The following is a 21,024-nucleotide window of genomic DNA, read 5'->3' as shown; positions in this document are numbered from 1 at the left end:
GCGGAGGCCTCAGTCTGCCAGAGGGGCCGGTCCCGCCTTCGCCGCGCGGGCGCGGCCGAGCAGAGAACCGCCGATGAGGACGGCCGCGTACGCGAGCAGGCCGATGCCGACGAGGGGCGCGAGCCAGACGCCGTAGTGGCCGACCGCGATGCTCGCCCAGCCGACGAGCGGGAGGCTGTACCAGACGGTGCCCTTGACCTGTGCGGCCTGCACCGGCGTCGCGTCGGGGGCCGAGTTGTTGTCGCCCTGGGTGACGAACTCCAGGCGGCCGTCGGAGATCGAGTGCACCTCGATCACGCGGTGGGAGACGACGGCGGGCTGCCCCGGCTCCAACTGGTACGTGATCACGTCGCCGAGCCGGATCTGCTCGGGAGGCGTGGGCCGGACGACGACCAGCGTCCCGACGGGCAGCTTCGGCTCCATCGAGCCGGTCAGGACCGCGAGGGGGGTGGAACCGGTGACCGCGGGCACGCCGACGGCCGCGATGCCGAGGCCGGCGACGAGGGCGAGCAGGCCCCAGCCGAGGCCGAGGCGCAGCGCCCGCCAGACGCCGTGCTTCTCTCGGGTGGACTGCTCAGGAGGCGCTGTCATCGCTCCGCCTCCGCTTCCGCAGGATCAGGACGACGAGGCCGGCCGCGAGGACCGCCGCGGCGGCGAGGACGCCGGGATAGAGGGCCGGGTGCTCGCTGAACGGCAGAGTGGGCAGGCCGAGCTCCTCGGCCGCCTCGGCGAGGGGAGTGGCGACGGGATCGGACTGAGCGGCGGTGCCTCCCGCGGCCGGAGCCGCGACGGCTGTCGTGCCGGATGCGGCGGTGCCAGCCGCGGCGGCCGCGCCGGCTGCGACGGCGCCTGCGGGCAGGGCCGCCAGGATCGGCGTGCTGACCGCCGAGCAGTCGACCGGGAGTGCGACGCCGGCGGTCGCGTCGGTGAGCGAGACCGCGAGGTCTGCGCCGGCGCTCGAGCCCTGGCCGCCGTTCCCGGCGGTCTGCGACATCGCGAGTCGGAGTGAGACCTTCGCGGTCTCGCCGTCGGCCAGAGTCTCACCGGCGAGCAGGGGAGTGCAGGCGTCCGGGCTCGCGAGGGTGATGGGCGCCCCGGCGGCGCCTCCTTCGACCGCCGCCTCGAGAGTGAGGGCCTGGAGGAACTCGGCGTTGGTGGCCGTGGCGCCCGCCAGGGCGAGCCCCAGGAAGGCCGGCCCGCCGGAGACGTTCTTCACCCAGATCGTCGCCGTGTCGGCGGAGCCGGGCACCATCAGGACGCCGTTCGGAAAGATCGCGCCATCAGGGGCGGCGGAGAAGCTGCTGCCGTCGAGGCTGAGCAGTGCGCCCGGCTTCTCCTCGGCGGCCGAGGCCGGGGTGGCGAGGAGGGCCTGACCGGCCACCGCGAGCCCGACCGACAGGGCGGACGCGGCGGTCGCCGCGACGAGGCGGGCAGGGGCGATCATCCGGACACCGCCACCAGGGTGAACTGCTGCGCGGGGTTGTTCGCGCTGCAGGTGTACTGCTGCATCTTGATCCCGTCGTCCGACAGTCGGTTCGGCACATCGAGGCACTTGCCGCTGTGCTGGGCGGTGAACGTGAACGAGCCGTCCCCCTGAAGCGTCGGCAGCCACTGCTGATTACCGCCGCCGTGCAGGGAGTAGAGGTAGACCTCGAGTCCGTCGGTCGCGGCGGCGGTGGTGACGTCCCACACGATGCTCGGCGACGGGCGCGAGGCGACGGTGTAGTAGCCGGCGGTTCCCGCCGCGGCGAACTTGAACTGCTGTTCCACGCCGGTGCCGCAGCCGTACTGCGCCAGCGCCGACCCGCTGGCGGTTCCGCCCGCGGTCAGGCACTTCTGGCTGTTCACGTTCTTGACCTGGTACCAGTTGTTGGTATCGAGGGGCGCCGTGGTGGCGGTGAGGATGGCGGAGCCGGCGGACACGTTGCCGGAGGCATCCCGGGCTCGCACGTGGTACTGGTACGTCGTGCTGGTCGTCAGCCCCGAGTCCGTGTAGCTGTTCGATGCCACCGTGGTGAGGAGAGCCCCGTTGCGGTACACCTCGTAGCCGCTGACGGCGACGTTGTCGGTGGAGGCCGGCCAGGTGAGGCCCAGCGTGGTCCCGGTGTTCGACGTGACGGTCGGCGTGCCGGGCAGGCTCGGCGCAGCCTCGTCCTTCACGGTCGCAGTGCCGGTCACGACATCGGTGCGGCCACTGCTGTCCGTGATGGTGAGGGTGACGGTGTAGACGCCGGGCGACGCGTAGGCGTGCGAGGCGGTCATGCCGGTGCCGGCCGCGCTGCTGTCGCCCCAGTTCCAGGAGTAGGAGATGATGGACCCGTCGTAGTCGAGGGAGGCGGATGCGTCGACGTTCGCCGTCAGGCCGCTCACGCTCGTGGTGAACGAGGCGGCCGGGGCGCCGGTGACGACGGCGTAGTGCCGCTTCGCCTGGGTCGAGCTGAGGACCTTCGAGTAGACGGCGACCTCGTCGATCGTGCCGGACACGAACTGGCTCGACGGCGTGTTCGGCCACGAGCCGAGGTTGTCGCCGCCGACGCGCCAGTAGCCCGTGTAGTTCTCCGCGGTCGTGGCGGGGTTGGTGCCGATCTGGCGGCCGTCCACGTACAGCACCATTCCGGCGGTGGTCGACTGCGTCGCGACCACGTGGTGCCACTTGCCGTCGTTGTAGGCGCTCGGCGTCGCGATCGTCTGCGTGCTGCCCGGATAGGCGCCGAAGACGAGCTTGCCGTCGTTCTGCAGGTACACGTGCCGGTCGTAGAGCGACGACACCCCGTCGGCGGAGTTGCCGAAGCCGATCAGCTTGCCTCCGGAGGTGCTCGTGGTGGTGAACCACAGCTCCAGCGAGTAGTTCTGCGGGTTGGTGTAGGCCTGGTTGCTGCGCACGATGCCGTTGACGCCGTTGAAGCTGGCGGCGGTGTTGCGCGTGCCGGGCAGGGCTCCCGTCGTCCCGCGGGTGACCCCCTTGACGTACGTGCCCGGCGCCGCCTTCGAGGGGCTGGAGTCGGCGGCCACGTTCGACGTCGAGCCGTCCGCGAGCCGCCAGAACAGGGACGGCGCGTCGCCGTAGACGGCGGCGCCGTACGTGTCGCCGACTCCGGCGGGGTACGCGCCTCGGCCGGAGATGTTGAAGTGGTTCTTGACCGCCATCGAGCCGAGCGGGGAGCTGTACACCGCCACCTCGTCGATGGTCCCGTCGAAGTGGGCGTCGCCGGCCCAGGTGCTGTCGCCGCCGATGTGCCAGTGGCCGTTGTACTGCTGAGCGGACGTGGTGCCGGTGGTGCCGATGCGGTTGCCGTCCACCCAGAGCTCCTGGCCGGCGCTGCTCAGGTTGCCGACCACGTGGTGCCAGGCGCCGTCGTTGTAGGCGCTGACGGTCGAGATCGTGCTCGCGGAGCCGGTCCACACGCCGAAGGACACGCGTCCGTCGGCGTCCATGTAGATGTGCCGGTCGTACTGGCCGGACAGTGCGGTGATGCCGTCACCGAAGCCGACGATCTTGCCGCCGGTCGTGCTGGTCGTCTTGAACCAGGCCTCCACCGCGAAGGTCTGGGGCCCTGCGGTGGCCGTGTGCGTCACCGCCATGCTCGAGCTGTTCCCGGCGAAGTCGGTTGCGCTGTTGTTGTCCAGCAGCACGGCGCCCTGAGCGCCGCGGGTGAGGCCGGAGCCGGCGTAGGCGTCGTCGGTGCCCACGAGGTCGTACAGGACGGCGCCGCTCGACTCGGAGAGGCGCCAGAAGTGTGCAGCGCCGTCGCGGCGGACCGCGTCGGTGTAGTCGTTCTCGATGATGGCGGAGCTCGGGGCGACATCCTGCGTGGCGCCCGCGGTGGCCGTGCTGCTCCACCCGGTGTTCGGAAGGGTGAGGGTGACGGCGATCTGCGGTCTGATCGTCGCGGGAGTGCCGAGATTGGCTGCGGCGGTGCGGGAGCGGAGGCAGTAGAAGCCGCTCGCTCCGGCAGGGAGGGAGCCGGTGAACACCGGGACTGCGTTCCACGCGTAGGTGGCCCCGTTGTGCGCGACCGCGGTCTCGGTGCAGGCGGCGGCGCTCGCCGCCGGCCACACGGTGACCCAGGTCGTTCCGGCGAGTGCCGCCGAGCTGTTGCCGGAGAGGCTGAGCGAGACGGTGTAGTTCGCGTTCTGGTCGCCGGCGTTGCCGACCTTGATGTAGGAGGTCTTGCTCAGGGAATCCGCGGTGTAGGTGGTGCTGAGGCCGGTGAAGCCCTCGACGGTGGCGGTGACCGAGCCGGAGCGGATGGCGGGCGGGTTGGGCTTGACCGTGCCCCTCCAGAGGGCGGTGGTGCCCCCCACCGAGGAGAGGGAGAGTGCGACGAGCGCGACGAGCGCCGTCGCGGAGGCGCCGGCCGTGCGGCGAGCTGCCCTCCTGGAAACGCCCCGGGCGCGCAGGCGTGCGGCGAGCGCACGGACGGCGTCGGTGGTGCGAGTCATTCTGACCAGTCCTCCCCCAAGTGGTGGTCTTAGAACTAAGGAAAGCGTGCCCCGACCAGGGGTCGGGGCACGCTCCCCAGTTAGAGGGTCTGCGCGAGCGTGAAGGTCAGCGCGCTCAGATCGAGCGTCGAGCTCATGCCCTGCGTGCCGGTCACGGTCTGCGGAAGGGTGACGGTCAGCTTCACGTTGACCGTCGAGGCGCCCGCGGTGAACGCGAGCGTCTGGCCGGTGACCGTGGCGGTGCTCGAGGTGACCTCGAGGGTCTTGGTGACGTACTGGTCGAGGGTGCCGCTGCCGGTGAGGCCGGAGTAGGTGAGGTTCGCCTTGATGCCGTTGCCGACCGCGTTGACGTTCAGCGTCGAGGTGTAGGTGAGGGTCTGGCCCGGGATCATCCGGTACGTGGCCGGGTCGATCTGGGTGCCGGCCGCGTCCTTCCAGACGCCGTTGTTGTTGTTCGCCAGCGAGAGCTGGCCGGAGCTGATGCTCGGGGTGGTGAGGGTCGCGGTCGAGTTCCAGAGAGCGAACGTGCCGGCTCCTCCGAGGAGAAGAGCGATGCCGGCTGCGCCGGCGATGGAGCCCTTGACGAGCTTGTTCATGATGGCTTCCTTCGTTACGGGTGGCTGCGGCTTGCGCCGGGTCTTGGTAAGTGGACTGCCATCTGGACTAGGTATCCGTCAGGTCTTTGTCCCCCGACGAAGACATTGCCGTGTCCGCACTAGTGAGGACAAGAGGGGGACATATCCCACTCCGGGTGCCACCCGCGCGGGGGTGATCCTGGCTGATGCGAAAAAGAAAAGCCTGGTCAAAGGCGTAAAGCGGAAGTGGGGACACGCTTGTCCTCCATTTGCCGGACCCGTGTCCTCATCGATGAGGACACGGCCGAAGGCGGAGTACCCCGGTGGTCGACAGGTCTGTCCTCAATGTGGAGGACGCTGTGGACAACTCGCTCCGGGCACAGCGAAGCGCCCGCCTCCGCCCCTCGGAGAAGGGCGGGGACGGGCGCTAGTGAGTTGGGGGATCAGGCCTGCACGTCGCCGCGCCAGCCGCCCTCCTCGACGCCTCGGGTCTCGATGAACTCCTTGAAGTTCTCGAGGTCCTTCTTGATCGCCCGCTCGTCGAAGCCGAGCGCGTCACCGATCCTCTCGACGACGCCTTCCGGCTTCCAGTCGAGCTGCACCGTGACCCGGGAGGTGCTGTCGCTCAGCTTGTGGAACGTGACGACACCGGCGTGCTCATCCTTGCCGCCGATGGCGTTCCAGGCGACCCGCTCGTCGGGGTGCTGCTCGGTGATGACGGTGTCGAACTCGCGCACGACGCCGCCGATCTTGACCCGCCAGTGGTTGTGCGTGTCGTCGATCTGGGTGATCTCCTCGACGTAGGAGAGGAACTTCGGGAAGGACTCGAACTGGGTCCACTGGTTGTAGGCGGTGTGCACGGGCACGTCGACGTCAACGATTTCGATGACCTGGGCCATGGGTTTCCTTTCCGATGCTTCACCGGGGTGGGATTGCCACGCTACGCGGGTCGCCGAGGCACACGGGAGTCTCCCCGCCTACTCCCAGGGAGGGTTGACAGCGGTGCCTGAGCGCCGATAACCGCGGGCGTTCGGCCGGCGGTCACTCGCCCTCGGGGCGCTCCAGTGAGGATGAATCCCAGTCGTCCTCGTCGAGCAGGCCGTCGCCGGTGTCGAGAGGGGCCTCGGGGTCGTCGACCGGCTCCACGACGGTCCGCTCCTCGTCGGGCTCGGGCGTCTCGGCCATCTGGTACTCCTCGACCTTGTCCTCGACGCTCACCGGGTCGAAGGGGTCGTCGGCGCGGGTGTCGCTCATGATTCTCCTTCCGCCGCAGCTCGGCTCTCGCTCAACGCTAGAGCCGGCCGCGCGCGGCGGCCAGGGGTCGCGCCCAGGAGGGTGTGCGAATCTGGAGGACCCAGCCCGACAGCGTGGTCGTTCTCCGCCGAGCACCTTTCGGGAGGCCCCTCTTGTCGTCCGACATCCTCATGTCCGTCCTCGGCGACCCGCTCGCGCGCACCGCGATCTTCCTGATCGTCGCGGTCCTGGCGGCCCTGGTGCTGGCCGCGATCGTCGGCGCCGCCTTCCGCTGGGTCGCCCGCCGCCGGTCCTGGCCGGAGAAGGACGTCCTCGCGCTGCGCCGCCCCTTCCGTGCGCTTGCCCTCGTTGTGGCGGCCTGGGTGGCGATCGACCTCGCCCTGCCCAGGGCCGGGGAGGGCGTCGACGCGGTCACCCACGGGTTCCAGCTGGCGACGATCGCGGTCCTCGCGTGGTTCGTGTGCCGCGTCCTCATCCTCGTCGTCGACGTCGCGCTGGCCCGTTACCGCACGGATGTGGCGGACAACCGATGGGCCCGCCAGGTGCGCACGCAGGTGCTCATCCTGCGCAGGCTCGCGATGGTGCTCACCGTGGTCGTCGCCGGCGCGGCGATGCTGCTCACCTTCCCCGAGGCGCGGGCGGCGGGTGCGAGCATCCTGGCGTCCGCCGGGCTGGTGTCGATCATCGCGGGGCTCGCGGCGCAGTCGGCGCTCGCGAACGTCTTCGCGGGGATGCAGATCGCCTTCAGCGGCCTCATCCGCATGGACGACGTCGTCGTCGTCGAGAAGGAGTGGGGCCGGATCGAGGAGATCACCCTCACCTACGTGGTCGTGCACCTGTGGGACGACCGCCGCCTGATGCTGCCGTCCACCTACTTCATCGCGACGCCGTTCGAGAACTGGACCCGGCGCACGTCCGAGCTGCTCGGTGCCGTCGAGTTCGACCTCGACTGGCGCGTCAATCCGGCCGAGATGCGCGAGGAGATGCACCGCGTGCTCGACCGGACGGAGCTGTGGGACCGCCGCGTCGCCGTCCTCCAGGTCACGGACGCGGTCGGCGGCTGCGTGCGCGTCCGCATCCTCGTGACCGCGATCGACGCGCCGACCCTGTTCGACCTGCGCTGCTACCTGCGCGAGGAGCTCGTCACCTGGCTCCACCAGAAGAGCCCGCAGGGCATCCCGCGCGAGCGGGTGCAGCTCGTCGAGGCCGAGGCCGAGCGCCGCACGCGCTCGCGCGCGCCGGGCCGGGACAACGCGGACGACCGCTCGCTCTTCGCCGGCGACGCCGCCTCCGCCCACCGCGCGAGCCAGTTCACGGGACCGATCGGCACGCTCACCGCCGAGGAGATCGAGGCCGCTCGCACCGCCCGCTGACGCCGGGCCCGGCCGTGGCGTAACACCTCGAGGAGATTCCGTCGGATTCGGCCCCGCTTCCGCATAGCGGGGCTCCAGGAGCCGGGAATCTCCGTGATGTGTTCCCTCCCTCGGGCGAGAGGCCATGCGTGGCACCCGCGTTGACGCTTCCCGCTGTTCTGGGTACGTTCCCATGCTGTGCTCCCGGCCATCCACGGCGGAAAAGCCATGTCGACCTCTCGGCGGTCCCTGGTGACGGCGGGTGTGCCAGGGTGACGGAGGTCCTCGTCTACGCGGCCACCTCCGCGGGGGTCTGCGCGGCCGTGGCGGCGGCGGAGGCGGGAGCGGCGGTCCGGCTCCTCGAGCCAGGACGGCACGTCGGCGGCATGACCTCCGGCGGCCTCGGCTACACCGACATCGGCGACCCGCGGGTGCTCGGCGGGCTCGCGACCCGGTTCCGAAACGCCGTCGCGGACCACTACGGCGTCGCTCCCGGCCGCTACGCCGGCCCGGAGCCGCACGTGGCGGAGCAGATCTTCGGCGAGTGGCTCGAGCGGGCCGGGGTGGACGTCGTGTTCGGCGCACGAATCGCGTCGGTCGAGACGGCGGGCGGCACCATCACCGCCGTCACGACCACGGCGGGCGAGCGGCATCCCGCCGGCGTGTTCGTCGACGCGAGCTACGAGGGCGACCTGCTCGCGCTCGCCGGCGTCCCCGCATCCGTCGGGCGGGAGGACCGGATGATGCACGGCGAGCGCTTCGCCGGGCGTCAGGAGCTGGCGCCCGGCATGCACGCGTTCCCGCCGTGGGTGTCCCCGTTCGCGGGCGACGAGTCCGGCCTCGAGGAGGGGCCGCTGCTGCCGCAGGTGCGGCCGGAGCCGCTCGCGCCGGTCGGTTCGGGCGATGGCGGGGTCATGTCCTACGGATACCGGCTGTGCCTCACCACCGCGAACGACCGCATCCCGTTCTCCCGACGCGACGGCTACGACGAGGCGCACTGGGAGCTCGGCCGCCGACTGTTCCGGCACTGGGGGAGGACGGGCGGCACGCCGCCGGCGGGACGGATGCTCGGCCTCGAGCAGAACCTGCCCGGAGGCAAGGCGGACGGCAACTCGCTCGGCCCGTTCTCGCTCAGCGTGCTCGACGGCGCCGCGTGGGAGTATCCGCTCGCCGGGCCCGAGCGACGGGACGAGCTCCGGCTGCACCATCTGCACCACGCGCAGGACCTCCTCTGGTTCCTCTCCACCGATCCGGCGGTGCCGGCGTCGATCCGGGACGAGCTGCAGCGCTGGGGGCTGCCCGCCGACGAGTTCGCGGACACCGGCCACGTGCCGCACCAGCTCTACGTGCGGGAGGCGCGGCGGATGCACGGGGAGCACACGCTCACCGAGCACGACCTCGTCGAGGGGCGGATCCCCGACGACACGGTCGCCCTCGGGTCGTACCACCTCGACATCCGCGAGGTGCAGCGCGCGTGGCGGTGGGTGTACGAGCATCCGCGCCCGATCGGGATGGTCGTGACCGAGGGGTACCTCTCCGTGCCGGTGCCGCGGTACGGCATCCCGTACCGCAGCCTCGTGCCGCGCCGCGAGGATGCCGACAACCTCCTCGTCCCGGTCTGCATCTCCGCCTCCCACGTCGCGTTCTCGTCCGTCCGCATGGAGGTGCAGTACCAGATGCTCGGCCACGCGGTCGGCCTCGCGGCGGCGGCCGCCGTCGCGTCGGGATGCACGGTGCAGAACGTGGACGTGCGCGCCCTTCGCGAGCGGCTCGCGGCGGAGGGCCAGGTCCTCACGGTCTGACGAGGGGCCGTCGGCCGGCGTCGGGGGGTTTTGCAACCGAGCGACCGCTTTGCAACCGCGTGCCGTTGCAGAACGGTCGTTCGGTTGCAGCGCCACCGGGAGCGGGGCTGGTCTAGGCGCGGGGCCTCGCCCGGGGACGGAGAAGTAACCGTCTGGGAACGATGCCAGGTACGCTGGTGGACATGCCTTCGGCCAGCGCTGCCCCGGTGCATTCCGCCGCCTCCGACCCGCTCCCGATCCCCTCCCGCTTCGAGCCCTCGCCGCCGCTCGAGCCCGCCGCCTCCGGCGTCGCCGTCGCCGAGCACGGCCGCTGGCTGACCGTCTCGGGCCGGTGGTACTCGCTGAGCCTGCCGGCGGACGAGGCCCTCATGAACCGGTCGCCGTACGCCGTGCTGCTCTCCGAGGACGGCAACAACTGGACCGACATCTGCCTCCTCTCCTCCGTGCACCGCTCGGGCGTCCCGGACGAGAGCTACGGCCTCGGCGCCGTCGAGCTGCGCGACCGCACGGACGATGCGGTGACGCTCGTGATCCCCGCGAACTCGACCGCCTGGGAGACGCGGGAGCTGCGGCTGCGCTGCACGCCGGAGACGATCGAGGTCGCGGTCACGGTGCGCGGCAGCGGCGACCTCGACGACGTGGTCCTCTTCGGCGGCAGCGGCACCCTCCGCTCGGGCGCGGGCGGCGACTTCCGCTCGTCGATCGGCTTCCGCAGCGTCTTCGTGCCGGTGCCCACAGAGCCGGTCGCCTTCGTGCGGCCCGCGCGGGCATCCGCCACCCTCGGGGTCGTCGGGGACGCCGACCCCGGGCGTCTGCACGGCATCTTCTCGCCCCCGCCGCTCGTGCTCGGTCTCGGCCGCCGCGACGCGACCGGCCCGACCCACGTGCCGGGCGGCGGCTGGCTCGGCCTCGCGGCGCGGGCCGCCGTGCAGGACCTCACGTTCACGACGCTGCGCTACGAGCCGATGGACGCCGGCTTCTGGCTGCGCCTGTCCTACGAGGGTCACACGCCGGTCGCGGGGGAGTGGACCTCGCCCGAGCTCGTGCTGCGGCCCGCGGACGACGCGTGGTCGGTGATCGAGGACTCCCGCACCGACCTCGTCGACGCCGGCTTCGCGCCGGCGCCACCGGAGCGCGGCCCGGACTGGTGGGAGGAGCCGATGTTCTGCGGCTGGGGCGCCCAGTGCGCACGCTCCGCTCACGCGCTCCACGGCACCCCGGACCCGCGCGCGAAGACCGAGCCGGAGACGCCGCTCGAGGAGGCGTTCGTCGTGCTCCTCGCGCCGCAGCTCGCCCGCGAGACCGCATACGACGACTTCCTCCGGGTCCTCGCCGCGAACGACCTCGACCCCGGCACGATCGTCATCGACGACCGCTGGCAGGCGCAGTACGGCACCGCGACTCCCGACCTCGGGCACTGGCCCGATCTCAAGGGCTGGATCGCCGATCGGCACGCCGAGGGCCGAAAGGTGCTGCTCTGGTGGAAGGCGTGGGACCCCGCCGGCCTGCCCGCCGACGAGTGCGTCCTCGACCCGGCGGGCCGCCCGGTCGCGGTGGACCCGGGCAGCGCCGCCTACCTGTCCCGCCTCGAGCGGATCGTCGCCGACCTGCTCTCCCCGGATGGCCTCGACGCCGACGGGTTCAAGGTCGACTTCACCCAGCGCACCCCGAGCGGGCGCGCCCTCCGCGGCACCCCCGGAGTCTGGGGCGTCGCCGCGCTGCACCGCCTGCTTCGGGGCCTCTACACCGCGTCGAAGGCGGCCAAGCCGGACGCGCTCGTCATCACCCACGCCGTGCACCCCTCGTTCGGCGACGTCGGCGACATGGTGCGGCTGAACGACGTGCTCCGCTACGACGTGTCGGGACATCCCGCCCCTGTCGCGGACCAGGTCGTCCTGCGGCAGGGCATCGCCCGCGCCGCGATGCCGGGCCATGTCATCGACACCGACCAATGGCCGATGCCGGACCGCGCCGAATGGCTGCGCTACGCCGGCGTCCAACACCGCCTCGGAGTCCCGGCCCTCTACTACGCGGAGGCGATCGACCGCTCCGGCGAGCCGATCCGCGGCGAGGACCTCGCGGTCGTCGCGGACACCTGGCGGGAGTACCGCCGCCGCCTCGCCGACCGCAGGGCGGCCGGCCGATGAACGACGGTCCGCCCAGCGTCGAGGAGGTCGCACCCGGCGTCTACCGCGTGCAGGACACGTGCAGCGTCTACGTGATCGCCACCGACGGCCCGGGCGAGCGGACCGGTGTCGCCATCGACTTCGGGTCGGGACTCGTGCTCGACGTGCTCGAGGAGCTGGGGGTCACGAGGATCACCGACATCCTCATGACGCACCACCACCGCGACCAGGGCCAGGGCCTGCCGCGCGCGGTGGCGCTCGGCATCCCCATCCACGTGCCGCCCGTCGAGGTCGACCTGTTCGCCGAGGTGGGCGAGATGTGGCGCACCCGCCAGCTGGACAACGACTACAACCTGCGCCAGGACCGGTTCTCGCTGCTCGAGCCGGTGCCCGTCGCCTCGACCGTGCCGGAGTACCGGAGCGCCGACTACTCGGGGGTGCGGCTCCGGACGCTGCCGACCCCGGGGCACACCATCGGCTCGGTCTCCTACGTCCTCGAGCGGGACGGGCGCCGCATCGCGTTCACCGGCGACTTCCTCTACGGCCCCGGCAAGGTCTGGTCGCTCGCGGCGAGCCAGTGGTCGTACAGCGCCCACGAGGGCCCGGCGATGGTGGTCCTCACCGCGCACCTGCTGCGCGACGAGCGCCTCGACCTGCTGCTGCCGTCGCACGGCCACCCGATGCGCGACCCGGAGGGCGCGCTCAAGCTGCTCGCCGACCGCATGCAGTACCTCGTCGACTCCCGGCGCTGGCACCCCTGGGACCTCGAGCACCGGCTGCGCAACCCGTTCCAGCAGCTCACCGATCACCTGCTCTACAACTCGTCGGCGCTGTCCTACTCGTACGTGCTGCTGTCCGAGACCGGCGAGGCGCTGATCATCGACTACGGCTACGACATGACCACCGGCCTGCCGACCGGAACGGACCGGGCCGCGCGCCGGCCGTGGCTCGCGTCGCTGCCGGCGCTCAAGCAGCAGTTCGGCGTCACCCGCATCTCGACGGCTCTCGTCACGCACTACCACGACGACCACGTCGCCGGCCTGCCGCTGCTGCGCGACGTCGAGGGGACCGAGATCTGGACGCCCGAGAACGTCGCGCCCGTCCTCGACGACCCCTGGAAGCACGACCTGCCGTGCCAGTGGTTCGAGCCGATCCCCTCCGACCGCATCCTGCCGCTCGGCGAGCCGTTCACCTGGAACGAGTACACGATCACGCCGCACGACCAGCCGGGCCACACGCTCTTCCAGGCCGCCTACGAGCTCGAGGTCGACGGCGTGCGGGTGATCTTCACCGGCGACCAGCAGGAGAACCTCGGCATCCCGAACGAGCGCCACGAGATCCTCAACTACCAGTACCGCAACCGGTTCCGGGTCGACGACTACCGGAAGAGCGCCGCGCTCTACCGGCGCATCCGGCCCGGGCTGTTCGCCACCGGGCACTGGGCGCCGCGCTGGGTCGAGCCCGGCTACCTCGACTACCTCGGCTACGCCGGCGACGACCTCGTCGAGATGCACGAGGCGCTGCTCCCGCTCGACGAGCTCGACCTCGGCGCGGACGGCGTCCTCGCGCGGATCGTCCCCTACCGGGCCCGGGTTGGGGCTGGTCGCGAGCTCGAGCTGACGGTGACCGTGCGCAATCCGCACCGCGCCGACGCGGAGGCGCGCATCGCCGCCGTCGTGCCCGACGGGTGGTCGGTGCTCGGCGAGCCGGATCCCGTGCGGCTGCGCGCGGGGGAGGAGCGGGAGGTCCCGCTGCGGCTCTCGGCGGGTCCGGTGCCGACGAGACGCGCGCGGGTGGCGGTCGATGTCACAATTGGCGCACTGCGCCTCGGCCAGCATTCCGAGGCCCTGATCGACGTGGAGTAGGGAGCGGTATGCGGGACGGCAGTGCGGCTCGTGTGCCGCCGGAGCGCCGGGCCACCATCAAGGAGGTGGCCGAGGCGGCCGGCGTGTCGCGCTCGACCGCATCCCGGGCGCTGACCGGCAACGGCTACGTCGCCGAGGGGGTCCGTCTGCGCGTCCGGCAGGCGGCGAACGAGCTCGGCTACGTCGTCGACGCGATGGCGCGCAGCCTCAAGCAGCAGTCGACGCGCTCGATCGGCGTGCTCGTCTCCGACCTGCGCAACGAGTTCTACGCGAACCTCGCGGCCGGTGCCAGCCGGCAGGCGACCCGCCTCGGCTACACCGTCATGCTCATCGACGACCAGGGCATCCCCGAGGACGAGCTCGCGGCCGCGGAGGCCTTCGTCGCGCTCCGCGTCGCCGGCGTCGTCGCGACCCCCGTGTCGGCGGGCGCGACGGACTTCCTGCTGCGCCAGCGCGTCCCCGTCGTCGAGGTCGACCGCCGGTTCAGCGACGGCGCGTGCGACGCCGTGGTGATCGACAACCGCGGATCCGCCCGCGTCGTCACCCGCCACCTCATCGACCTCGGCCACCGCCGCATCGCTCTCCTCATCGACGAGGACGACTGGACCACGGGCCGCGAGCGCCGCGAGGGCTACGCCGACGCGCTCGAGGCCGCCGGGCTGCCGCACGAGCGCGAGCTGGTCATCCCCACCGGCTGGGACGTGGAGGCCGCGAAGGCGGCCGCGCTCGAGCTGCTCTCCTCGCCCGGGCGGCCGACTGCGATCTTCGCCGCGAACAACGTGCTCGCCGAGGGCGCCTGGCGCGCGGCCGCCGAGCTCGGCCTGCGCGTGCCGGACCAGCTGAGTCTCGCCGCCTTCGACGACGTGCCGTGGATGAGCATGGTCACGCCCGGCGTCACGGCGGTGGCGCAGGACGCGGGCGCGATGGGGCGTGCGGCCGTGCAGACCGTGGTCGACCGGATCGCGGACCCCGCGGCTGGGACCCGCACGATCGTCCTGTCCGCGGCGGTGCAGCTGCGCGGGTCGACCGCGGCGCCGAGCGAGGTGGAGTCCGACCTGCGCGTCGGTTGATCGCCGCGCCCTCCGCCCGTATATTTGTGGGAACGATTTCATAAGTCGCCCACGTTCGGAGGACTGCATGGGAGCAGCGAGACGTCCGGTCCTCGGTCTCGACATCGGCGGGACCAAGCTCGCGGTCGGCGTCGTCACGCCCGAGGGTGCCGTCTCCGGCTTCCTCGTGGAGCCCACGCGCCGCGAGGACGGCTACGAGGTCATCCTCGGCCGACTCTTCGCGCTCGGCCGCCGTGCCGTCGCGGCGGCGCGCGAGGAGGGCGTCCTCGCCCCAGGCGAGGACGTCGCCGCCGTCGGCATCTCGTGCGGCGGACCGCTCGACGCCGCCCGCGGGATGCTCCTCAGCCCCATCCACCTGCCCGGCTGGGACAGCGTCCCCGTCGTCGACCTGGCGTCCGCCGAGTTCGGCCTTCCCGCCGCGCTCGAGAACGACGCCACCGCCGCCGCGTACGGCGAGTACCGGTTCGGCGCCGGCCGCGGCACGAACACCATGGTCTACCTGACGGTCTCGACCGGCGTCGGCGGCGGGGCGGTCATCAACGGCCGCCTGCACCGCGGGGCCGCGGGCAACGGGGGCGAGTACGGCCACATCTCCGTCCGCCCCGGCGGTCGGCCCGGCTTCGGCCACCGCGCCGGCACGCTCGAGGCCTACGCCTCCGGCACCGCGATCGCGGAGCGCGCCACCGAGGCGGTCGCCGCGCTCGCGGGCACCGGTCGGTCCAGCGTCCTGTCCGCGCTCGAGGTCATCCGCGCCGAGGACGTCTCCGCCGCCGCCCGCGCCGGCGACGAGGTCGCCCGCGAGGTGTGGGACGAGACCGTCGAGCTGCTCGCCGACGCCGTGACCGACCTCGTCAACATCCTCGAGCCCGACCTCGTGGTGCTCGGGGGTGGGGTCACCCGTGCGGGCGCGCTGCTGCTCGACCCGCTGCGCGAGCAGGTGCTCGCGCAGGCCATGCCTCCGGCCGCCGCCGCGGTCCGGATCGAGCTCGCGCAGCTCGGCGACACCGTCGGTGTGGTCGGCGCGGGCGCCATCGCCTTCGACGCCGCGGACCGCTCCGCCCCGACTCTTACGGATCTGCATGTCTGACGCCCTGGTCACCGACTGGATGAACGAGCAGCTCGGCGACCACGTCGCCACCGCGCGGGAGATGGAGCGGCTGCTCCCCGCCGTGCGAGAGGTCGCCGCCCTGCTCGTGCAGGTGTACGAGAGCGACCGGGTGCTCTACACCTTCGGCAACGGCGGCAGCGCGGCGGATGCGCAGCACCTCACGGGCGAGCTGATCGGCCACTACAGGCGCGACCGGCGCCCGCTCGCCGCGGTCACGCTCAGCACCGACGCCACGGTGATGACGTGCATCGCCAACGACTACTCCTACGACGACGTGTTCGCGCGCCAGGTGACGGCGCTCGCGAGGCCGGGCGACATGGTCGCCGCCTTCACGACGAGCGGCCGGTCCCGCAACGTGGTCGCCGCGCTCGAGGCCGCGAAGCAGCGCGGCGCGACGACCGTCCTCTTCGGCGGCGGCGACGGCGGTCCCGCGAAGGAGTTCGCCGACCACGCGCTGCTCGTCCCGACGACGACCACCCCCCGGATCCAGGAGATGCACACGTTCATGCTCCACGTCATCAGCGAGACCGTCGACGCCTGGGCGGCGGACGAGTGAGCGCCCCAGCGGGCGCCCGCCCGCACGGCGGCGCGCCCCTGACGAGCGCGGACACGGCGGGCCTCGACGCGGCGGTGCCGGGCCGCGCGCCGATCGCGAACGCGCCGGCAGGGCCGCAGCCGCGCGACATGGCGCCGCAGCCCCGGCCCGTCTCGACGCCGGACCGCACGCTCTACATGATCGGCAACGCGCACCTCGACCCGGTGTGGCTGTGGCCATGGCAGGAGGGCTACCAGGAGGCCCGCGCCACCTTCCAGTCGGTGATCGACCGGATGGACGAGTACCCCGACTTCGTGTTCACCTGCGACCAGATCGTGCTGCTCAGCTGGGTGGAGGAGCAGGACCCCGAGCTGTTCGCCCGGATCCGGGAGCGCGTCGCCGAGGGCCGCTGGGTCAACGCGGGCGGCTGGTGGGTCGAGCCCGACTGCAACCTGCCGATGGGGGAGTCCTTCGCCCGGCAGGGCCTCTACGGCCAGCGCTACCTGCAGTCCCGGTTCGGGAAGCCCGCCACCGTCGGGATGAACGTGGACCCGTTCGGCCACAACGCGATGCTCCCGCAGATCCTCCGCGGCCACGGCCTCGACTCGTACATGTTCCTGCGGCCGGGGCCCCACGAGAGCGTGCTGGAGGAGACCCTCTTCACGTGGCAGTCACCGGACGGCAGCCGGGTGCTCGGCTACCGCATCCCGTTCGAGTACTGCAGCCCGGCCGGCTCCGTGGACGGGCAGACGGACAAGTCGCTCGGCGCGCTCGATCGCAGCATCGGCGACGCGATGATCTTCTACGGCGTCGGCAACCACGGCGGCGGCCCGACGAAGGCCAACATCGAGTCGATCTACCGGTACGACCGGATGGGCTCCTTCGGAAGGATGCAGATGGCCTCGCCGCGCCGCTACTTCGACGAGGTGCTCGCCCGCGGCGACGCCTACCTCGACAGCCTCCCGGTGCGTCAGGACGACCTGCAGCACCACTCGCCCGGCTGCTACTCGGCCCACTCCGGCATCAAGGCCTGGCAGCGCCGGGCCCAGTACGCCGTGCTCACCGCCGAGCGGTGGGCGGCGGTCGCCGCGATGCAGGCCGGGGTCCGCTACCCCCGGGAGGACCTCGAGCGCGCGTGGAAGCAGATCCTCTTCAATCAGTTCCACGACATCCTGCCCGGCTCCGCCATCGAGTCCGCCTACGACGACGCCCGCGACCAGCTCGGCGAGGCCGTCGCGATCGCGAAGCGGATCACGACGCTCGCCCACAACACCATCGCCCGGCAGATCGACATCCCGCTCGACCCCGCGACGCAGCCGGTCGTCGTCTTCAACCCGCACCCGTGGCCCGTGGAGACGGACGTCGACCTGCAGTTCGGCGGCAAGCCGACCGGTGCGCACGTCGTCGACGACGGGGGGCGCACGGTCCTCTCCCAGCGCTCGCAGTCGACCGCGACGACCGACGACCGGAGCCGCGGCGCCCTCGTCTTCCGGGCGGAGGTCCCCGCGCTCGGCTACCGCGTCTACCGTCTGCTGCCCGGCGACCCGGCGCCCGCCGTCGATTCGCCGCTCTCGGTCACGGAGACGGTGCTCGAGAACGCGCACGCCCGCATCGAGATCGACCCGGAGAGCGGGTGGCTGTCCTCCTACCTGCTCAAGGGGACGGGGATCGACGTGCTCGCGGGCACGAACCCGTCCATCCACACGCAGGTGAACGAGGACCCGACCGACACGTGGGGCCACCGCGTCCTCTCCTACGCGTGGCCGGGCGCCGCCATGACGCTCGAGCGGATCGTGGTCCGCGAGGCCGGCCCGCTGCGCTCCCGGGTGCGGATCGAGCGGTCCTGGGGCCGGTCCACGCTCGTCGAGGAGCTCGTGCTCGACGCCGACAGTCCGTTCCTCACCGTCAACGCGACGCTCGACTGGCGGGAGCCCGCGCACCTGATGAAGCTGCGCTTCCCGGTGGCCCTCGAGAACCCGGTCGGCACCTACGAGATCCCCTACGGCACCCTCGAGCGCCCGGTGGACGGGGCGGAGGAGCCGGCCCAGGCCTGGGTCGACCTCACCGGCACGTCCGGCGGCACGCCGGCGGGCCTCACGGTCGTCACCACCAACAAGCACGGGTACGACGTGTCGCCCGCCGTCGACGGCGGCACCGCGAGCATCGGCATCACCGCCGTCCGCAGCCCCGTCTACTCCTGGCACGATCCGCGACTGCTCTCCGACGAGAGCATCTACGCGTACCAGGACCAGGGCGTGCAGCGCTTCAGCTACCGCCTCGTGCCGCATGCCGGCGACTGGCGAGCGGCCCAGCCCGCGCGGATGGCGGCCCTGCTCGGCCAGCCCGTGCGCGCCCAGCTCGAGTCCTTCCACGACGGCGCGCTGCCGTCCGCGTTCTCGTTCCTCTCCGACGGCGGCGGCCAGGTGATGGTCACCGCGGTGAAGGGCAGCGAGGACGAGACGGACGGCCCCGGCGGCGCCGACGTCATCGTCCGCGCTGTGGAGACCACGGGCGCACCGGCTCGCGTGAGACTCGACCTGCCGCTCGTCGGCCGCACCCTCGACCTCGATTTCGGCCCGAGCCAGCTCCGCACGTTCCGGATCCCGGCCGACCCGACCGCCGAGGTGGTCGAGGTCGACCTCGTCGAGCGGCCGCTGGCAGCCCGCCCCGCGGGGGAGCAGGGCGCGCCGGGCGAGCCGAGTCCCGAACCCGCCGCTGCGGGGGCTCCGGTCGAGGAGGGCGAAACCCTCACCCCGGCGGAGCGCCTGCTCGGCGGCCCGGAGGACGACCTCCGCGGCGAGGTCCGCTAGCCCGGTCGGCCGATCGTTCCGCCCGCCACCTGCGCGGATCAGGAGGTCTTGCGCGGATCAGGCAGATCGGCCGCTTCCGCACGCGAATCAGGACGACACGCCGCTTCGTGGAGGGCGTTTCCTGATCCGCGCAACACCGCTGCGATTCGGCGTCAGGACAGGGAGCGCTCGCCTGCGCGGGTGGAGTCGCCGGGCGTGACGCCGGGGGCGTCGCCGACGAAGCCGGAGTCGGCGTCCGTGTCGGGCGCCTGCGGCACGCCGCCCGGCGGACGGTGGTTGATCTTCACCGGTCCGGTCGGCGGGGAGTGCGGGTCCTGCGGCGGCACAGCGGGGATGTCGTCGCGGAGGGCGGTCGGCGCCGCGCCGGCGGGTGACGGCTGCGAGTGCTGCTCGGCGCGGCGCCCGCGGTCGAGCAGCAGGCGGGCCACCAGGACGGCCTGACCGACGGCCACCGCGCCGAGGGTGGCGACGGCGACGATCAGCAGGACCGGGGTGCGGGACTTGCGGGAAGCGGTCATTGGTCGGCCTTCTTCGGGCGGGGCGCGCGCTTGGGCGCGGCCTGACGGGGCGCCGCCTTGTCGAGCGGCACCGCGCCGCTCTGCAGGGGCACGGTGGGTGCCTCGTGCGGAACGGCTTCCTCGCGCACCGGCAGCTTCACCGTCGGCGCGTCGGCAGTGGCGGGCGCCTGTCGAGCGGCCTCGGCGGGCGCCGCCGTGGTCGTCGGAGCGGCCGCGGCCGGTGCGGTCGTGCGAGGGGCCGGTGCGGCGGGGGGAGCGGCCGCCGGGGCGGAGGCCGCCGAGGTGGGAGCCGGGGCGGATGCCGGAGCCGCAGCCGTGCGGGCGGCGGGGGCGGGAGCAGCGGCGGCCGGAGCGGACGGAGCGCCGCTCGGGGTGGGCGGTGTGGGCGCCTTCGCGGGACCGGCGGCCGGTGCGGCATGGCCGGCGGACTCCGCGGGGGCGGGGGACGGCGCGTGCGCCGGCGGGAACGGACGCGCGTCGTGCTGGCGCAGGTAGACCTGCGCGGCCTTCGTTCCGATCAGGAGGAACCGCACCAGGAGGACGAGGACCGCGAGAAGCGCGATCCAGAACAGGATCGAGAACCCGACGAAGAGGACCTGGACGAAGTCCACGGCGGGCCAGGGGCTAAAACCCATCCTTGCCCTCCGCCATCTCCTCGGACTCCTTGTGCACCGTTCCCAGGGCCACGACGAGCGTCAGCACGGACGCGACCAGGCTCAGGTAGAACCGCCAGTCGCGCGGCCCGGCGGAGCCGGTGCGGAAGGTGCTGATGGCACTCACGGTGGCGCTGATGATGGCGCCGTTCAGGACGTACTTGCGCATGGAGCCTCCTCGGCCCTCAACATACCGCGCCCCCATCTGCACGGGCAGGGGGAGGCGGCGGGGTTGATTCTCCTGATCCGGGGCGAGTAAGCGCGGGATCGCACCGGAGGGAAGGGTCCTTGGTCCTGTTGTCCTGACCGATCGGACAGTTAGACTCCGCGCGTGTCCAGCCCGTCCTCCGCGCTCGCGCTGCAGCGGGTCGCGCTCGAGCAGTTCTCGCTCGTGGGTTTCGGCGGCGCCTCGCTGGGATCGATCGCGCAGGCCGCCGGACTGTCGAAGTCGAGCGTCCTCTACCACTACGCCTCCAAGGAGGCGCTGCTCGCGGCGGCCATCGAGCCCGCGATCGACGCCCTCGCCCAGGTGGTCGAGTCCTATCCCTACGGCGGCGATCGGGCCGAGCACGATCGGTTCGTCGAGCGCTTCATCGACTTCCTCCTCGAGCACCGCCTCGCGGTCCACCTGTTCGTCAATCAGGGGCAGGTCCTCGGCACCATCCCCGCGGTCCAGCGGGCCAACGACCTGATGCACCGCTTCAGCGAGACGGTCGCCGAGCGCATGCCGAGCATCGAGGACCGGATCCGCTTCGGCGTCGCGATCGGCGGCGCGGCGTACATCCTCGTCGCCGCCGCGAACTGGTCCGACGAGGGCGAGCCGACCCCGGCGGAGGCGGCCGACGCCCGCGCCGCGCTCATCGACACCGTCGCCTCCCTGCTCCGGCACCCCGAGCCGGCGCACTGACCACCC

At 72.4% G+C, this 21,024-nt stretch carries 18 protein-coding genes; 9 read left to right on the top strand and 9 right to left on the bottom strand.

The window, feature by feature from the left end:
* Nucleotides 1-9: 9 nt before the first annotated feature.
* From J3P36_RS06685 to J3P36_RS06660, 6 genes are all read right to left on the bottom strand, one after another.
* On the bottom strand, nt 10-591 hold the full coding sequence (locus tag J3P36_RS06685; protein ID WP_210506418.1) for a signal peptidase I: 582 nt from the start codon (nt 589-591) through the stop codon (nt 10-12).
* Nucleotides 575-1,444 (bottom strand): hypothetical protein, encoded by an 870-nt coding sequence (locus tag J3P36_RS06680; RefSeq protein ID WP_210506417.1) that lies wholly within the window; start codon nt 1,442-1,444, stop codon nt 575-577. The genes J3P36_RS06685 and J3P36_RS06680 overlap by 17 nt, the downstream gene beginning before the upstream one ends.
* Nucleotides 1,441-4,443 (bottom strand): LamG-like jellyroll fold domain-containing protein, encoded by a 3,003-nt coding sequence (locus J3P36_RS06675; RefSeq protein ID WP_210506416.1) that lies wholly within the window; start codon nt 4,441-4,443, stop codon nt 1,441-1,443. Before J3P36_RS06675 ends, J3P36_RS06680 begins: the two co-directional genes overlap by 4 nt.
* Nucleotides 4,444-4,523: 80 nt before the next feature.
* A complete protein-coding gene (locus J3P36_RS06670; protein WP_210506415.1) occupies nt 4,524-5,039 on the bottom strand; it encodes an alternate-type signal peptide domain-containing protein in 516 nt (171 codons plus the stop codon).
* Nucleotides 5,040-5,461: 422 nt separating this feature from the next.
* Nucleotides 5,462-5,917 (bottom strand): SRPBCC family protein, encoded by a 456-nt coding sequence (locus J3P36_RS06665; protein WP_210506414.1) that lies wholly within the window; start codon nt 5,915-5,917, stop codon nt 5,462-5,464.
* Between the two features lie 142 nt (nt 5,918-6,059).
* The gene (locus J3P36_RS06660; protein ID WP_210506413.1) at nt 6,060-6,272 is read right to left on the bottom strand and encodes a hypothetical protein; all 213 of its coding nucleotides are present in this window, start codon (nt 6,270-6,272) and stop codon (nt 6,060-6,062) included.
* Between the two features lie 152 nt (nt 6,273-6,424).
* On the opposite strand from J3P36_RS06660, the gene J3P36_RS06655 reads away from it, so the two are divergent.
* From J3P36_RS06655 to J3P36_RS06620, 8 genes are all read left to right on the top strand, one after another.
* The gene (locus J3P36_RS06655; protein ID WP_246854154.1) at nt 6,425-7,645 is read left to right on the top strand and encodes a mechanosensitive ion channel family protein; all 1,221 of its coding nucleotides are present in this window, start codon (nt 6,425-6,427) and stop codon (nt 7,643-7,645) included.
* A gap of 251 nt (nt 7,646-7,896) precedes the next feature.
* Entirely contained in the window at nt 7,897-9,426 is a 1,530-nt protein-coding gene (locus tag J3P36_RS06650) for an FAD-dependent oxidoreductase (RefSeq protein WP_210506412.1), read from the top strand.
* 182 nt (nt 9,427-9,608) lie between these two features.
* Complete coding sequence (locus J3P36_RS06645) at nt 9,609-11,573, top strand: hypothetical protein (RefSeq protein WP_210506411.1); 1,965 nt, start codon at nt 9,609-9,611, stop codon at nt 11,571-11,573.
* The gene (locus J3P36_RS06640; protein ID WP_210506410.1) at nt 11,570-13,417 is read left to right on the top strand and encodes an MBL fold metallo-hydrolase; all 1,848 of its coding nucleotides are present in this window, start codon (nt 11,570-11,572) and stop codon (nt 13,415-13,417) included. Before J3P36_RS06645 ends, J3P36_RS06640 begins: the two co-directional genes overlap by 4 nt.
* Nucleotides 13,418-13,425: 8 nt before the next feature.
* Nucleotides 13,426-14,487 carry a LacI family DNA-binding transcriptional regulator gene (locus tag J3P36_RS06635; protein ID WP_210506409.1) on the top strand — a complete coding sequence of 354 codons (1,062 nt, stop codon included), beginning with the start codon at nt 13,426-13,428 and terminating at the stop codon, nt 14,485-14,487.
* Between the two features lie 67 nt (nt 14,488-14,554).
* The gene (locus J3P36_RS06630) at nt 14,555-15,574 is read left to right on the top strand and encodes an ROK family protein (RefSeq protein WP_210506408.1); all 1,020 of its coding nucleotides are present in this window, start codon (nt 14,555-14,557) and stop codon (nt 15,572-15,574) included.
* Entirely contained in the window at nt 15,567-16,151 is a 585-nt protein-coding gene (locus J3P36_RS06625; RefSeq protein WP_210506407.1) for an SIS domain-containing protein, read from the top strand. The genes J3P36_RS06630 and J3P36_RS06625 overlap by 8 nt, the downstream gene beginning before the upstream one ends.
* Complete coding sequence (locus J3P36_RS06620) at nt 16,148-18,940, top strand: glycoside hydrolase family 38 C-terminal domain-containing protein (protein WP_307806973.1); 2,793 nt, start codon at nt 16,148-16,150, stop codon at nt 18,938-18,940. The genes J3P36_RS06625 and J3P36_RS06620 overlap by 4 nt, the downstream gene beginning before the upstream one ends.
* Before the next feature lie 152 nt (nt 18,941-19,092).
* Here the strand turns inward: J3P36_RS06620 and J3P36_RS06615 are convergent, their stop codons facing one another.
* The 3 genes from J3P36_RS06615 to J3P36_RS06605 are packed head-to-tail and all read right to left on the bottom strand — an operon-like array spanning nt 19,093 to nt 20,280.
* Nucleotides 19,093-19,458, bottom strand: a complete 366-nt coding sequence (locus tag J3P36_RS06615) for a hypothetical protein (protein ID WP_210506406.1) — start codon at nt 19,456-19,458, stop codon at nt 19,093-19,095.
* Nucleotides 19,455-20,093 (bottom strand): hypothetical protein, encoded by a 639-nt coding sequence (locus J3P36_RS06610; protein ID WP_210506405.1) that lies wholly within the window; start codon nt 20,091-20,093, stop codon nt 19,455-19,457. Before J3P36_RS06610 ends, J3P36_RS06615 begins: the two co-directional genes overlap by 4 nt.
* Nucleotides 20,083-20,280: a hypothetical protein gene (locus tag J3P36_RS06605; protein ID WP_210506404.1), complete on the bottom strand. Its 198-nt coding sequence runs from the start codon at nt 20,278-20,280 to the stop codon at nt 20,083-20,085. The genes J3P36_RS06610 and J3P36_RS06605 overlap by 11 nt, the downstream gene beginning before the upstream one ends.
* A 162-nt stretch (nt 20,281-20,442) precedes the next feature.
* Between J3P36_RS06605 and J3P36_RS06600 the strand changes: the two genes are divergently transcribed.
* Entirely contained in the window at nt 20,443-21,018 is a 576-nt protein-coding gene (locus J3P36_RS06600; RefSeq protein WP_210506403.1) for a TetR/AcrR family transcriptional regulator, read from the top strand.
* Nucleotides 21,019-21,024 lie beyond the last annotated feature (6 nt).

It is taken from the genome of Naasia sp. SYSU D00057 (assembly GCF_017916505.1).
Lineage (GTDB): Bacteria > Actinomycetota > Actinomycetes > Actinomycetales > Microbacteriaceae > Naasia.
The sequence above is the reverse complement of the archived record's forward strand: the minus strand, read 5'-3'. Positions and strand labels throughout refer to the sequence as shown.